Genomic DNA, 14679 nt, shown 5'->3' with positions numbered 1-14679 from the left:
GGCGGACACTAAACTAAGAGAGAGCTCTATGAATCCTGAGCGTTCTGAACGCATTGAAATCCCCGTATTGCCGTTGCGCGATGTGGTGGTTTATCCGCACATGGTCATACCCTTATTTGTAGGGCGGGAAAAATCTATCCGTTGCCTTGAAGCCGCCATGGATCATGATAAAAAAATCATGCTGGTTGCGCAAAAAGAAGCATCAACGGATGAGCCGGGTGTAAACGATCTTTTCACCGTCGGGACCGTGGCCTCTATTTTACAAATGCTGAAGCTGCCTGATGGCACCGTGAAGGTGCTGGTCGAGGGGCTGCAGCGTGCGCGTATTACCACGCTATCTGATGATGGCGAACACTTCGCAGCAAAAGCCGAATACCTGGACTCGCCTCAGCTTGATGAGCGTGAGCAGGAGGTGCTGGTTCGCACCGCGATCAGTCAGTTTGAAGGCTATATCAAGCTGAACAAAAAAATCCCACCAGAAGTGCTGACGTCGCTGAACAGCATCGACGATCCTGCACGTCTGGCTGACACCATCGCTGCGCACATGCCGCTGAAGCTGGCTGACAAACAGTCCGTGCTGGAGATGTCCGACGTTAACGAACGTCTGGAATATCTGATGGCGATGATGGAGTCTGAAATCGATCTGCTGCAGGTTGAGAAACGCATTCGCAACCGCGTGAAAAAGCAGATGGAGAAATCTCAGCGTGAGTACTATCTGAATGAGCAAATGAAAGCCATCCAGAAAGAGCTCGGTGAGATGGACGATGCACCGGACGAAAACGAAGCGCTGAAGCGTAAGATCGACGCGGCGAAAATGCCGAAAGAGGCAAAAGAGAAGGCCGAAGCAGAACTGCAGAAGCTGAAAATGATGTCTCCAATGTCGGCAGAAGCAACGGTGGTTCGCGGCTATATCGAGTGGATGGTTCAGGTTCCGTGGAATGCCCGCAGCAAGGTCAAAAAAGACCTGCGTCAGGCCCAGGAGATCCTGGATACCGACCACTACGGCCTGGAACGCGTCAAAGACCGCATCCTTGAGTATCTCGCGGTTCAGAGCCGTGTTAATAAGCTCAAGGGCCCAATTCTGTGCCTGGTCGGGCCGCCGGGGGTGGGTAAGACCTCTCTGGGCCAGTCCATTGCCAAAGCGACCGGACGTAAGTACATCCGTATGGCGCTGGGCGGCGTGCGTGACGAAGCGGAAATCCGCGGTCACCGTCGAACCTATATCGGTTCCATGCCGGGCAAATTGATCCAGAAAATGGCAAAAGTAGGGGTTAAAAACCCACTGTTCCTGCTGGATGAGATCGACAAAATGTCGTCCGACATGCGTGGCGATCCGGCTTCAGCCCTGCTTGAAGTGCTGGATCCAGAGCAGAACGTGGCGTTCAGCGATCACTACCTGGAAGTGGACTACGACCTCAGCGATGTGATGTTTGTGGCTACCTCCAACTCCATGAACATTCCGGCCCCGCTGCTGGATCGTATGGAAGTGATCCGTCTTTCTGGCTACACCGAAGACGAAAAACTGAACATTGCCCGTCGTCACCTGCTGTCGAAGCAGATTGAACGTAACGCACTGAAAGAGAGCGAATTGACCGTTGATGACAGTGCGATCATCGGCATTATCCGTTACTACACCCGTGAAGCGGGCGTGCGTAGCCTGGAGCGCGAAATCTCCAAGCTGTGTCGTAAGGCGGTGAAACAGTTGCTGCTCGACAAGACGCTGAAGCACATTGAAATTAATGGCGACAACCTGCACGAATACCTCGGGGTTCAGCGTTACGACTATGGCCGTGCGGACAGCGAAAACCGCGTCGGTCAGGTAACTGGTCTGGCGTGGACGGAAGTGGGTGGCGATCTGCTGACCATTGAAACCGCCTGCGTACCGGGTAAAGGTAAGCTGACCTACACCGGCTCGCTGGGTGAAGTGATGCAGGAGTCCATTCAGGCTGCGCTGACCGTGGTGCGCGCGCGTGCGGAAAAACTGGGTATCAATCCGGACTTTTACGAAAAACGCGACATTCACGTTCACGTGCCGGAAGGGGCAACGCCGAAAGATGGTCCAAGCGCGGGTATCGCGATGTGTAGCGCCCTGGTCTCCTGCCTGACCGGCAACCCGGTGCGTGCTGATGTGGCGATGACCGGTGAAATCACCCTGCGTGGCCAGGTTCTGCCGATTGGCGGTTTGAAAGAAAAACTGCTGGCTGCACACCGTGGCGGCATTAAAACGGTCCTCATCCCGTATGAGAACAAGCGCGATCTGGAAGAGATTCCGGATAACGTTATCGCCGATCTGGATATTCATCCGGTGAAACGAATTGAGGAAGTTCTGACCCTTGCACTGCAGAATGAGCCTTACGGAATGCAGGTTGTGACCGCAAAATAGTGACCTCGCGCAAAGAGCGTCAATAAAAACAAGGCTGGTGAGCGATTTCGGGCTTGCCAGCCTTTTTTTGTATAGCTAATTTAGATTGCTGATTGGGCCAGCCATCAACAACGGGTGTTGTAAGGTCATGGCAGGCCTGATATAACTGCTGCGCGGTCGCGTTGTGAAGGATTCAGACGCGATATAAATTATAAAGAGAGGAAGAGAAGAGTGAATAAATCTCAACTGATTGACAAAATTGCTGCGGGTGCTGACATCTCCAAAGCTGCGGCTGGACGTGCGTTAGATGCTTTGATTGCTTCTGTTACCGAATCTCTGCAGGCTGGGGACGACGTGGCGCTGGTAGGTTTTGGTACTTTTGCTGTTAAAGAGCGTGCTGCCCGTACTGGCCGCAACCCTCAGACCGGTAAAGAGATCACCATCGCTGCTGCTAAAGTTCCGGGCTTCCGCGCCGGCAAAGCGCTGAAAGACGCAGTAAACTGATCGCTTTCTTACTTCAGGGAAGTTGAAAAGTACAAGGGCGCATCATTTGATGTGCCTTTTTTGTTTGTCCAGGCCTGATTTATGTGAGTTTATGCGAGTTGTGGGCTGACAATCGCCCCGGTTTCTTGTCACAATACGTCTTTATGCGCTGCGGTCAGGATTTCCGCCAGCGTCAGGTCACCAGTCACCTACAGCGGAGTGTGGTTACACCATGATGGACAGCTTACGCACGGCTGCTAACAGTCTCGTGCTCAAGATTATTTTCGGTATCATTATCGTGTCGTTCATTTTGACCGGCGTGAGCGGATACCTGATTGGCGGTAGTGCAAACTACGCCGCAAAAGTGAACGACCAGGAAATCAGCCGTGGGCAGTTTGAAAATGCATTTGCCGGTGAACGTAACCGCATGCAGCAACAGCTGGGCGAACAGTTCTCTGAACTGGCGGCGAATGAAGGGTACATGAAAAACCTTCGTCAGCAGACGCTGAACCGTCTTATCGACGAAGCGCTGCTGGATCAGTACGCCCGTGAGATCGGTCTGAGCATCAGCGACGATCAGGTCAAGAAAGCCATTTTCTCCACTCCGGCTTTCCAGAATGACGGCAAATTCGATAACACTCGCTATAACGCGATCGTGAATCAGATGGGGATGACGCCGGATCAATACGCTCAGGCGCTGCGTAACCAGCTGACCACTCAGCAGCTGATCAACGCCGTAGTGGGCACCGACTTCATGCTCAAAGGCGAAGCGGATGAACTGGCAACGCTGGTTTCTCAGCAGCGCGTCGTGCGCGAAGCCACCTTCGACGTTAACGCCCTGGCTGCTAAACAGCAGGCGAGCGACGAAGAGGTGAAAAGCTACTACGAGCAGAACAAAAACAACTTCACCGCCCCGGAGCAGTTCCGCGTAAGCTACATCAAGCTGGATGCAGCGGCGATGCAGGAAAACGCCTCCGATGCCGAGATCCAGACTTACTACGATCAGCATCAGGATCAGTTCACTCAGCCACAGCGTAACCGTTTCAGCGTCATTCAGACCAAAACTGAAGCCGACGCCAAAGCGGCGCTGGATGAGTTGAACAAGGGCACTGACTTCGCCACGGTCGCGAAAGCGAAATCCACCGACATCATCTCTGCCAAAAATGGCGGTGACATGGGCTGGCTGGAAGAGGGCACCACGCCGGACGAGCTGAAAAATGCCGGCCTGAAAGAGAAAGGTCAACTTTCTGGAGTGATCAAATCCTCTGTTGGTTTCCTGGTTGTGCGTCTGGATGATATCACCCCTGCGACCACCAAACCGCTGGCTGACGTCCGTGATGACATCGCGGCGAAAGTGAAGCAGGAGAAAGCGCTGGATGGCTTCTATGCGTTGCAGCAGAAGGTAAGCGACGCGGCCAGCAATGATAACGAATCACTGGCAGGCGCAGAGCAGGCAGCAGGTGCGAAAGCGGTCACTACCGGCTGGTTTGGTCGTGACAATCTGCCGGAAGAGCTGAACTTCAAACCGGTTGCGGATGCTATCTTCAACGGTGGTCTGGTAGGCGAAAACGGCACCCCGGGCAGCAACTCTGACATTATCACCGTCGACGGCGACCGCGCCTTTGTTCTGCGCGTGGCTGAGCATAAGCCAGAGTCGATTAAGCCGCTGGACGAGGTGAAAGATCAGATCGCTGCGCTGGTGAAACATAATAAAGCCGTGCAACAGGCGAAGCTGGATGCTGAGAAGCTGCTGGCTGAGCTGAAAGCGGGTAAAGGTGACGAGGCGCTGAAAGCGGCTGGCCTGAGCTTTGGTGAGGCCAGGACCCTGAGCCGTACTGGTCAGGATCCGATCAGCCAGGCGGCATTTGGTCTGAGCCTGCCGGCAAAAGACAAGCCGAGCTTCGGTATCGCCAACGATATGCAGGGCAACGTGGTGGTTCTGGCGCTGGACGAAGTGAAAGCGGGCACCATGCCGGAAGCGCAGAAGCAAGCGATGGTTCAGGGAATCACCCAGAACAATGCGCAAATTGCCTTCGAAGCTCTGATGAGCAATCTGCGTAAAGAAGCCAAAATTAAGCTGGGCGATATCATGACCCAGCAGTAATTACGGCGCTGCTCGCAAATCTGAGCAACGTACTGCAACACCAAAAGGCCGCTTTCGCGGCCTTTTCCATTTCTGCAATCTGCTGTTTGTTCCGGAAAAGCGGCCCGTTTATGGTGAGTGGGCTGTCAACAAACAAGGAGAAAACAGCATGAAACATGGAATCAAAGCCCTCTTTATTACGCTTGCCCTTATGTCTGCCGGGATGAGCCACTGCGCGCTGGCGGCGACACCAGCCGCCAAAACGCAGGTCGCACAAGGGAAGTCCGATGCACTGCCCCCACCCCAGCAGTCGAAAGCGGCGGAAGCGGAGAAGGGGCGGATCAGCATTAATTCCGCCCCGGCGGAGGAGCTGGCGCGGGTGATGAACGGCGTGGGGCTGAAGAAAGCCCAGGCAATTGTCAGCTACCGGGAAGAGTACGGCCCGTTTAAAACCCTCGACGATCTCAAGCAGGTCCCCGGTATGGGCGGTGCGCTGGTGGAGCGGAATCTTGCGTATCTGACGCTGTAATAACTTGCACAGTGGCAAAAATTTGCCAGGATAAAGAGGTCATACCAGTTATGACCTCTGACTCTTACAAATAACAACCCTGAAGGCTATTGCGCTATGCAGACCCAAATCAAAGTACGCGGTTATCACCTTGATGTTTATCAACACGTTAATAACGCACGTTATCTCGAGTTTCTCGAAGAGGCGCGCTGGGAAGGGCTGGAAAACAGCGACAGCTTTCAGTGGATGACCGAGCGGCGTATCGCCTTTGTGGTGGCGAATATCAACATTAACTATCGCCGTCCTGCGGTGCTCAGCGATCTTCTCACCGTCACCAGCCAGCTTCAGCAGCTAAACGGCAAAAGTGGGATATTAAGTCAGGTGGTGACGCTGGAACCGGAAGGGCAGGTGGTGGCAGATGCGTTAATTACCTTTGTCTGCATCGATTTGAAAACGCAGAAAGCGCTGCCGCTGGAAGGGGAACTGCGTGAGAAGCTGGAGCTGTTAATCACATAAGCCCGCTTTTGATGCCGGGCGAAGCAGATCCTTCACCCGGCAGGCTGGCCCGGATTAATTAAGACCGGTTTTCTTTTTCAGAGCCGCCATCACCCCGACTTTATCCGCCAGATAATGATTCAGGCCGTTGGCACGCAGATTACAGGCGGCGCACTGACCGCAGCCATCGCCCTGAATGCCGTTGTAGCAGGTCAGCGTTTCGTTACGCACCAGATCCAGCTTGCCCCAGTAGTCAGCCAGCGCCCAGGTTTCGGCTTTATCGAGCCACATCAGCGGCGTTTCGAAGCGGATATCTTTGGCCATCCCCAGACTCACTGCATGGTTGAGGGCTTTCACAAACTCGTCGCGACAGTCCGGGTAGCCGGAGAAGTCGGTTTCGCACACGCCGGTAATGATCGCTTCGGCTTTGACCTGGTAAGCATAGATGGCGGCCAGGGTCAGGAAGAGGATATTACGTCCCGGCACGAAGGTATTCGGGATCCCCTCGGCGTCCGGTTCGTAGTCCGGCACCGGAATACTGTCGCGGGTGAGGCTGCTCACCGCCAGTTCATTCAGCAGGGTGACATCCAGAACCTTATGCGCCCGTGCGCCGAGTTTCACCGCCAGTTTCTGCGCGACCTCAATCTCTTCGCTATGGCGCTGACCATAGTCAAAAGTCACGCAATGGACTTCATCATATTGCTGCAGAGCCTGAACCAGACAGGTGGTGGAGTCCTGGCCTCCACTGAACACGACAACGGCACGTTTCATTAATCTTCCCAACTTTGACGGTTAAAAACGTATGGTAACGTCTGCCCGTGGCGGCGACCAGCTTCTTCACGTTTTCGGGGCGGGCAGCCAGGCCTCGGTAAAATCAAACCAGCCGCGCGGATTCAGGCGGATGCCGTTCACCCCCGGCGGGGCGCTGATTTGATACTGATAGTTGAACAGCGGCGTCAGGACAGCACGCTCCATTAATTGTGCGAACACCTCTTTTAATGCCAGATGGCGCGCCGCGGCGTCGGGTTGAATCTGAACCGCATCCAGGGTCGCCATCAGGTGCGCAAACTGCGGGGCGCTGAGCAGATATGGCCAGAGCGCATCGCAGCGTAACCACTGCTCCAGGGTGTATTCCGGTGCCTCACCAATCAACCTGTCGCCCATCATGATATCGGCCTCCGCCAGGGCGGTGCAGCCATCCCAGGTTTTCGCGTCATGAAAAATCACCGTCAGCTGACAGCCTTCGTGGGCCAGGTAGCGTTTAAGCTGTTCCGCCATGGTGTGTAACTCTACCGGCAGGTGATAGATCAGGGTCAGCGTCTCCGGCAGAGCGATAGTTTGCGCCTGCGGCCACCGGGGGATAGACCATCCCGGGAGCAACTCCTGAGTCGGGGTGATGAGATTCTCGTCCAGCGGCAGGGTATGCAGCAGCGAGGTGTGATGAATGATGTCGATCAGCCTGCGGGCCTGGGCCTCGCTTAACCTGCCGCTCTGCTTCAGCGTGAGATAGCAAAAGCCGAGGCTGATGCTGTTACTGACCAGCCGCAGGCTGGCGAGTTCTTCCGGCTCGCCAATAGCGATCTGCACCGGATGGCGGCAGCTGGTGCCTAAATCCTGGTCAAAAAGCTGGGGGGTGATCCAGTATTCGATGGCTTTCAGCAGCGGATGGCCCAGATGATACTGCTCGTGGCTCTCGAGCCGGACCAGATCCGCGTCGTATATCGCCAGCCGAAACGGTCCGCTCCCCGTCAGGGGCTGTTCAGGGTGAGCAAGACGACTGCAATAGCTCGCCAGACGGTGCGCCAGCCAGTAATCCGGCTGATGTAACACGAAGGTCAGGCACTGCGGGTGGGTCACCGCAATTTGCTTCACGCTGTTAAACAGTTTGCGCAGTGCGGGCAGGGTGAGCAGCCGTGCCAGCTGGCTCTGGAGCTGAGCCGCCTCGACTTTGTCCCCGTTATGCCAGTGCAGCGTGGAGCGAATATAGAAGTGCCAGCGCAGCCCGTCGGCTGAGATCTCCCAGTGATGCGCCAGATCGCCGCCCGGTTCGCTGCTGGTGTCGCTGAACCGCGTCAGGCCGGAAAAGATCTGCCCGACCAGATGCTGCTCGGCGCGGCCGGGCAAAAAGCCCGGATGGAGCGGATCGAGGGGCCGGTAATAGGGAATGCGCAGCGTCGGGGTATTGTTCTGCCACTGCCCGCCGAGAAAAGGATGCAGCAGGGCACGCAGCGCCTGGGGTGCCAGCTGGGCCAGTTCCAGCGCGTTGTGCTGCTGACCGTTTTTGAGCGCCTGCTCCATCATCGTATTGCGTAGCGATTCTGGCGTGACGTGAAAGCGCAGCTCGCCGCGCTTACCGCGCCCGGACTGTGCCTGCCAGCTTAGCCAGCCCGCCTCCTGGGCCTGACGCAAAAGCGTGCGCACATGTCGTTCGCTGCAAAAACAGCGGCTGGCCAGTTCGGCCACGCTCACCTGTTGCGGCGCACCGGCTGAGGGCTGCCACAGTCTCTGGTACTGATTAAGTCGATTAAGCTGGCGCATAGTAAACCCGGAACAATAATTTCCATCTATTCAGTATTACTTCCGTATATATCACGCAATACTGATGCACAAGTTAACCTCCTCACATTTTCGGAGTTCCCATGGCGCGGCTGGCTGCATTTGATATGGACGGCACCTTGTTAATGCCGGACCACCGTTTAGGCGACAAGACGCTGAGCACGCTTAAGCGACTGCATGAGCGCGACATTACGCTCACCTTCGCCACCGGACGGCATGTGCTGGAGATGCGCCACCTGATGGGCGCGCTTGCCCTCGATGCGTTTTTGATTACCGGCAACGGGACGCGCATTCACTCCCTGGAAGGCGAGGTGCTCTATCGTCAGGATTTGGCGCCGGACGTGGCGGAGCAGGTGCTGCATACCACCTGGGATACCCAGGCCAGCATTCACGTGTTTAATGATACTGGCTGGCTGACCGGTAAACCGATTCCGGCGCTGCTGGACGCGCACGTCTACAGCGGCTTCCAGTATCAGCTGACCGATCTGCGCCGTATTCCGGCGCACGCGGTGACCAAAATCTGTTTCTGCAGCGATCACGACGATCTCTGCCGCCTGCGCATTCAGCTTAACGAGGCGCTGGGTAACCGCGCGCACCTGACCTTCTCGGCAATAGATTGCCTCGAAGTGCTGCCGGTCGGGTGCAACAAAGGGTCTGCCCTGGCGGTGCTGAGCGATCATCTGGGCTTAACGATGCAGGAGTGTATGGCGTTTGGCGATGCGATGAACGATCGCGAGATGCTGGGCAGCGTAGGCCGCGGTCTGATCATGGGCAATGCGATGCCGCAGCTGATCGCTGAGCTCTCGCATTTACCGGTTATCGGACACTGCCGCAACGAGGCCGTGTCCCACTTTTTAACCCATTGGCTGGATACACCCGATCTTCCTTATTCCCCCGAATAGTGAGACCCTTCCAGCAAGCCAGACGACAGTCTGGCTTTTTTTATTTTACCAGCCGGGCAATCTCCGCCAGCCACGGCGTCACGTCACCAATGTTGGCTTTCACCCACTCCGCGTTGTAGTAGGTGTCCAGATAGCGCTCGCCGCTGTCGCACAGCAAGGTAACGATCGAGCCGGTTTCCCCGGCGTCACGCATCCGCGCGGCCAGCTGCAATGTGCCCCACATATTGGTCCCGGTAGAGGCCCCGACCTTGCGGCCCAGCTGCGTTTCCAGCCAGTGGGCGGTGGCGACGCTGGCGGCATCCGGCACCCGGAGCATCTCGTCCACCACGTCAGGAATAAACGACGGCTCGACGCGCGGACGGCCAATCCCTTCGATTTTACTGCCTACCGGGCTGCGCAGGGCGGGGTCGCGCTGCTGCCAGTAATCGAGAAACACCGAGTTCTGCGGATCCACCACCATCAGGCGGGTATCGTACCCCTGGCAGCGAATATAGCGGCCAATGGTAGCCGAGGTGCCGCCGGTCCCGGCGCTCATTACGATATGGGCCGGCACCGGATGGGGCTCATTTTGCATCTGACGGAAAATACTGTCGGCAATGTTGTTATTGCCGCGCCAGTCCGTTGCCCGCTCCGCGAAGGTAAACTGGTCCATATAGTGACCGTTCAGCTCCCGGGCCAGCATCTCTGAGGCGGCATAAATTTCGCAGGCGCTTTCGACGAAATGGCAGCGTCCGCCGTAAAATTCGATCTGTTCGATTTTGCGTTTCGCCGTGCAGGAGGGCATCACGGCGATAAACGGCAGACCGAGCAAGCGGGCAAAATAGGCCTCAGAGACGGCGGTTGAGCCGGAGGACGATTCGATGATGGTGGTGCCTTCATTGATCCAGCCGTTACACAGCCCATACAGGAACAGCGAGCGCGCCAGACGGTGCTTCAGACTGCCGGTCGGGTGGGTGCTTTCGTCTTTCAGATAGAGCTGAATTCCGGCAAAACCCGGGAGGGTCAGGCGAATAAGGTGTGTGTCCGCCGAGCGCTGATAATCGGCGTTAATTTCACTGATGGCGTTTTTAACCCAGGTGCTATTCATCGCGGTAATCCGTTTGTCATTTTGTGCCCAGCATAGCGAAAAGCACAGAAAAAATTGTTGCTATCTGACCTTTAAAATAGAATGTAAGGAGAAAAATTTTCTCTGCGGGGGTGGGTATGCTAGATAAAATTGACCGTAAGCTGCTGTCCTTACTGCAAAGCGACTGCACCCTCTCTTTGCAGGCGCTGGCGGATGCCGTTAATCTGACCACCACGCCCTGCTGGAAACGCCTTAAGCGACTCGAAGATGAAGGCATCCTGCTGGGACGCGTGGCGCTGCTCGATCCCGAAAAACTGGGGCTTGGATTGACCGCCTTTGTTCTGATAAAAACGCAGCACCACAGCAGCGACTGGTACTGTGGGTTCGTCAGCGTGGTATCGGAAATGCCGGAAGTGCTGGGCTTCTGGCGCATGGCGGGCGAATACGACTACCTGATGCGCGTTCAGGTGGCGGATATGAAACGCTATGATGATTTCTACAAACGGCTGGTCAACAGCGTGCCAGGTCTGTCGAATGTCACCTCCAGCTTTGCGATGGAACAGATTAAATACACCACCGCCTTACCCATTGAATAACTTCCCGGCCCGGCCGGAATACGATCCTCAGGAAAAGACCGCGTGCGATTATTTGCTCAGTTAAGCTGGTACTTTCGCCGGGAGTGGCAACGCTATCTCGGTGCAGTGGCTCTGCTTATTATCATTGCCGTTCTGCAGCTCATCCCGCCGAAAGTGGTGGGCTATGTCGTGGACGGCGTTACGGAACAGCATTACACCACCGCACGGGTGATGATGTGGATCGGCACGCTGGTGCTGACGGCGGTGGTGGTCTATCTGCTGCGCTATGTCTGGCGTGTGCTGCTGTTCGGGGCCTCCTACCAGCTGGCAGTGGAGCTGCGGGAAGATTTTTACCGCCAGCTTAGCCGCCAGCATCCGGAATTTTATCTCCGCCATCGCACCGGGGACCTGATCGCCCGTGCCACCAACGATGTGGATCGCGTGGTCTTTGCCGCCGGGGAAGGGGTGCTGACCCTGGTGGATTCGCTGGTGATGGGCTGCGCGGTGCTGATTGTGATGTCCACCCAAATCAGCTGGCAGCTGACGCTGCTGGCCCTGTTGCCGATGCCGATTATGGCGCTGGCGATCAAACGCTACGGCGACCAGCTGCATGAACGCTTCAAGCTGGCCCAGGCGGCTTTCTCCTCCCTCAACGACCGCACCCAGGAGAGCCTGACCAGTATCCGGATGATCAAAGCCTTCGGCCTGGAAGATCGCCAGTCGGCGCTGTTTGCCGCCGATGCCGCCGATACCGGAGCCAAAAACCTGCGCGTCGCCCGCATCGACGCCCGCTTCGATCCCACCATTTATATCGCCATTGGCACCGCTAACCTGCTGGCTATCGGCGGCGGCAGCTGGATGGTGATTAACGGCTCGCTGACCCTCGGCCAGCTGACCAGCTTTGCCATGTATCTGGGGCTGATGATCTGGCCGATGCTGGCTCTGGCCTGGATGTTTAACATCGTCGAGCGCGGCAGTGCGGCCTACACCCGGATCCGCGCCATGCTTGCCGAAGCGCCGGTGGTGAATGACGGCAGCGAGCCGGTGCCGCCGGGCCGCGGTGAGCTGAATGTCGCCGTTCGCGCCTTTACCTATCCGCACACTGAGCAGGTGATCCTCGAAAACGTCAGCTTCAGGCTGCAACCCGGGCAGATGCTGGGCATTTGCGGCCCAACGGGCGCCGGAAAGAGCACCATTCTGTCGCTGATCCAGCGCCACTTTGATATTGACCAGGGCGAGATCCGCTTCCATGACATCCCCCTGACGCAGCTGCAGCTGGATAGCTGGCGCAGCCGGCTGGCGGTGGTGAGTCAGACGCCGTTCCTCTTCTCCGACACCGTCGCCAACAATATTGCGCTGGGTTGCCCGCAAGCCACCCGGGAAGCGATCGAGCACGTTGCCCGTCTCGCCAGCGTGCATGAAGATATCCTGCGCCTGCCCCAGGGCTATGAAACCGAAGTGGGGGAGCGCGGGGTGATGCTCTCGGGCGGGCAGAAGCAGCGTATTTCTATTGCCCGCGCGCTGCTGCTCAATGCCGAAATCCTGCTCCTCGACGATGCCCTGTCCGCCGTCGATGGTCGCACTGAACACCAGATCCTGCATAACCTGCGACAGTGGGGAGAAGGGCGTACGGTGATCATCAGCGCCCATCGTCTGTCGGCCCTGACCGAGGCGAACGAAATTCTGGTGATGCAGCACGGGCATATTGCCCAGCGCGGGCAGCATGACCAACTGGCGGACCAGCCGGGATGGTATCGCGATATGTATCGCTATCAACAACTGGAAGCGGCGCTGGATGACGTGCCAGATATGAATGAGGAGGCCGCCGATGCGTAGTTTTTCCCAGCTGTGGCCGACCCTTAAACGCCTGCTGGCGTATGGCTCGCCGTGGCGCAAACCGCTCTCGCTGGCGGTGGTGTTGCTGTGGATTGCGGCCATTGCCGAAGTGACCGGACCGCTGCTGATCAGCTATTTCATCGATAACATGGTGGCGAAAAACTATCTCCCGCTCGGTCTGGTGGCCGGGCTGGCGGTGGCCTATATCGGCCTGCAGCTGCTGGCGGCCGGGCTGCACTACGCCCAGTCGCTGCTGTTTAACCAGGCCGCCGTCGGGGTGGTACAGCAGCTGCGTACCGACGTGATGGATGCCGCCCTGCGCCAGCCGCTGAGCGCGTTCGATACCCAGCCCGTCGGGCAGATCATCTCCCGTGTCACCAACGATACGGAAGTGATCCGCGATCTCTATGTCACGGTGGTGGCCACGGTGCTGCGCAGCGCCGCGCTGGTCGGCGCCATGCTGGTGGCGATGTTCAGCCTCGAGTGGCGCATGGCGCTGGTGGCGATGGCCATCTTCCCGGCGGTAATGATTGTGATGCTGATCTACCAGCGTTACAGCACGCCGATTGTCCGTCGCGTGCGCGCCTATCTGGCGGATATCAACGACGGCTTTAACGAAGTCATCAACGGCATGAGCGTTATCCAGCAGTTCCGCCAGCAGGAGCGCTTTGGCGAGCGGATGGGCGAAGCCAGCCGCTCCCACTATATGGCCCGCATGCAGACCCTGCGGCTGGACGGTTTTCTTCTGCGTCCGCTGCTCAGCCTGTTCTCGGCGCTGGTGCTGTGCGGATTGCTGATGCAGTTTGGTTTCGCCGCAGGCGGTACTATTGAGGTCGGGGTGCTGTACGCCTTTATCAGCTATCTGGGCCGTCTAAACGAACCCCTGATTGAGCTCACCACTCAGCAGTCGATGCTACAGCAGGCGGTGGTCGCCGGTGAACGCGTCTTTGAGCTGATGGATCGCCCGCGTCAGGCCTACGGCGATGACGATCGCGACCTGCAAAGCGGCACCATTGAATTTGATCATGTCTCCTTTGCCTATCGCGACGATCGGCTGGTGTTGCAGGATATCGATCTGAAGGTGCCGTCCCGGAGTTTTGTCGCCCTGGTGGGCCATACCGGCAGCGGTAAAAGTACCCTCGCCAGCCTGCTGATGGGCTACTACCCGCTTACCGAAGGGCAAATTCGCCTCGACGGTCGTCCTCTCGCGACCCTGAGCCACGCCGTGCTGCGTAAAGGGGTGGCGATGGTGCAACAGGATCCGGTGGTGCTGGCCGACACCTTCTTCGCTAACGTCACGCTTGGGCGACCGTTCAGCGAGGAGCAGGTGTGGGAGGTGCTGGAGAAAGTGCAGCTGGCAGAGCTGGCGCGCGGCCTGCACGACAACATTCACACCCGGTTGGGCGAACAGGGGAATAACCTCTCCGTCGGGCAAAAACAGCTTCTGGCCCTCGCCCGGGTGTTGATTGATACCCCGCAGGTGCTGATCCTCGATGAGGCCACGGCCAGCATCGACTCCGGCACCGAGCAGGCGATCCAGCAGGCGCTGGCCGCGGTGCGTGAACAGACCACCCTGGTGGTGATTGCCCACCGACTGTCGACCATTGTCGAGGCAGATACCATTCTGGTGCTTCATCGTGGCCAGGCGGTAGAGCGCGGCACCCACAAGCAACTGCTTGAGGCGAAAGGGCGTTACTGGCAGATGTATCAACTGCAGCTGGCCGGTGAAGAGCTGGCCGCCAGCTCGCGGGAAGAGTCGCTCAGCGCCTGATGCACTAAAATTAAGCAACCTGCCAGCCGCTGAATCGGTTGG

At 57.4% G+C, this 14679-nt stretch carries 12 protein-coding genes; 9 read left to right on the top strand and 3 right to left on the bottom strand.

Going from position 1 to position 14679, the window contains the following annotated elements:
- The first annotated feature begins 28 nt into the window (after positions 1-28).
- The 5 genes from lon (at position 29) to LG383_RS13920 (ending at position 5952) form a co-directional block, all read left to right on the top strand.
- Positions 29-2383 (top strand): endopeptidase La, encoded by a 2355-nt coding sequence (lon, locus tag LG383_RS13940; RefSeq protein ID WP_106992145.1) that lies wholly within the window; start codon positions 29-31, stop codon positions 2381-2383.
- A 210-nt stretch (positions 2384-2593) separates the two neighbouring features.
- A complete protein-coding gene (gene hupB, locus LG383_RS13935) occupies positions 2594-2866 on the top strand; it encodes a nucleoid-associated protein HU-beta (protein WP_002444653.1) in 273 nt (90 codons plus the stop codon).
- A 211-nt stretch (positions 2867-3077) separates the two neighbouring features.
- On the top strand, positions 3078-4949 hold the full coding sequence (gene ppiD / locus LG383_RS13930; protein ID WP_166181730.1) for a peptidylprolyl isomerase: 1872 nt from the start codon (positions 3078-3080) through the stop codon (positions 4947-4949).
- Positions 4950-5097: 148 nt separating this feature from the next.
- Positions 5098-5457, top strand: coding sequence for a helix-hairpin-helix domain-containing protein (locus tag LG383_RS13925; protein WP_106992147.1), 360 nt, complete (start codon positions 5098-5100; stop codon positions 5455-5457).
- A 96-nt stretch (positions 5458-5553) separates the two neighbouring features.
- Positions 5554-5952: a YbgC/FadM family acyl-CoA thioesterase gene (locus LG383_RS13920; protein ID WP_106992148.1), complete on the top strand. Its 399-nt coding sequence runs from the start codon at positions 5554-5556 to the stop codon at positions 5950-5952.
- Between the two features lie 54 nt (positions 5953-6006).
- Here LG383_RS13920 and queC read toward each other — a convergent pair whose 3' ends face one another.
- Positions 6007-6702 carry a 7-cyano-7-deazaguanine synthase QueC gene (queC, locus tag LG383_RS13915; RefSeq protein WP_225759403.1) on the bottom strand — a complete coding sequence of 232 codons (696 nt, stop codon included), beginning with the start codon at positions 6700-6702 and terminating at the stop codon, positions 6007-6009.
- A gap of 66 nt (positions 6703-6768) precedes the next feature.
- On the bottom strand, positions 6769-8469 hold the full coding sequence (locus tag LG383_RS13910) for an SgrR family transcriptional regulator (RefSeq protein ID WP_225759402.1): 1701 nt from the start codon (positions 8467-8469) through the stop codon (positions 6769-6771).
- Between the two features lie 101 nt (positions 8470-8570).
- Here LG383_RS13910 and cof point away from each other — a divergent pair, with 101 nt between their 5' ends.
- On the top strand, positions 8571-9389 hold the full coding sequence (gene cof, locus LG383_RS13905; RefSeq protein ID WP_106992151.1) for an HMP-PP phosphatase: 819 nt from the start codon (positions 8571-8573) through the stop codon (positions 9387-9389).
- A 40-nt stretch (positions 9390-9429) separates the two neighbouring features.
- Here cof and LG383_RS13900 read toward each other — a convergent pair whose 3' ends face one another.
- Positions 9430-10476, bottom strand: coding sequence for a PLP-dependent cysteine synthase family protein (locus tag LG383_RS13900; RefSeq protein WP_225759401.1), 1047 nt, complete (start codon positions 10474-10476; stop codon positions 9430-9432).
- A 116-nt stretch (positions 10477-10592) separates the two neighbouring features.
- Between LG383_RS13900 and LG383_RS13895 the strand changes: the two genes are divergently transcribed.
- The 3 genes from LG383_RS13895 to LG383_RS13885 are packed head-to-tail and all read left to right on the top strand — an operon-like array spanning position 10593 to position 14637.
- A complete protein-coding gene (locus LG383_RS13895; protein WP_106992153.1) occupies positions 10593-11051 on the top strand; it encodes an Lrp/AsnC family transcriptional regulator in 459 nt (152 codons plus the stop codon).
- A 42-nt stretch (positions 11052-11093) separates the two neighbouring features.
- The gene (locus tag LG383_RS13890; protein ID WP_225759400.1) at positions 11094-12866 is read left to right on the top strand and encodes a SmdA family multidrug ABC transporter permease/ATP-binding protein; all 1773 of its coding nucleotides are present in this window, start codon (positions 11094-11096) and stop codon (positions 12864-12866) included.
- Positions 12859-14637, top strand: a complete 1779-nt coding sequence (locus LG383_RS13885; protein WP_225759399.1) for a SmdB family multidrug efflux ABC transporter permease/ATP-binding protein — start codon at positions 12859-12861, stop codon at positions 14635-14637. Before LG383_RS13890 ends, LG383_RS13885 begins: the two co-directional genes overlap by 8 nt.
- The last annotated feature ends 42 nt before the right edge of the window (positions 14638-14679 follow it).

The sequence above is a fragment of the Leclercia sp. Marseille-Q4284 genome (assembly GCF_916618945.1).
GTDB classification, from domain to species: Bacteria; Pseudomonadota; Gammaproteobacteria; order Enterobacterales; family Enterobacteriaceae; genus Enterobacter; species Enterobacter tamurae.
Note: the sequence above shows the minus strand (reverse complement) of the source record. Positions and strands in the feature narration are given on the sequence as shown.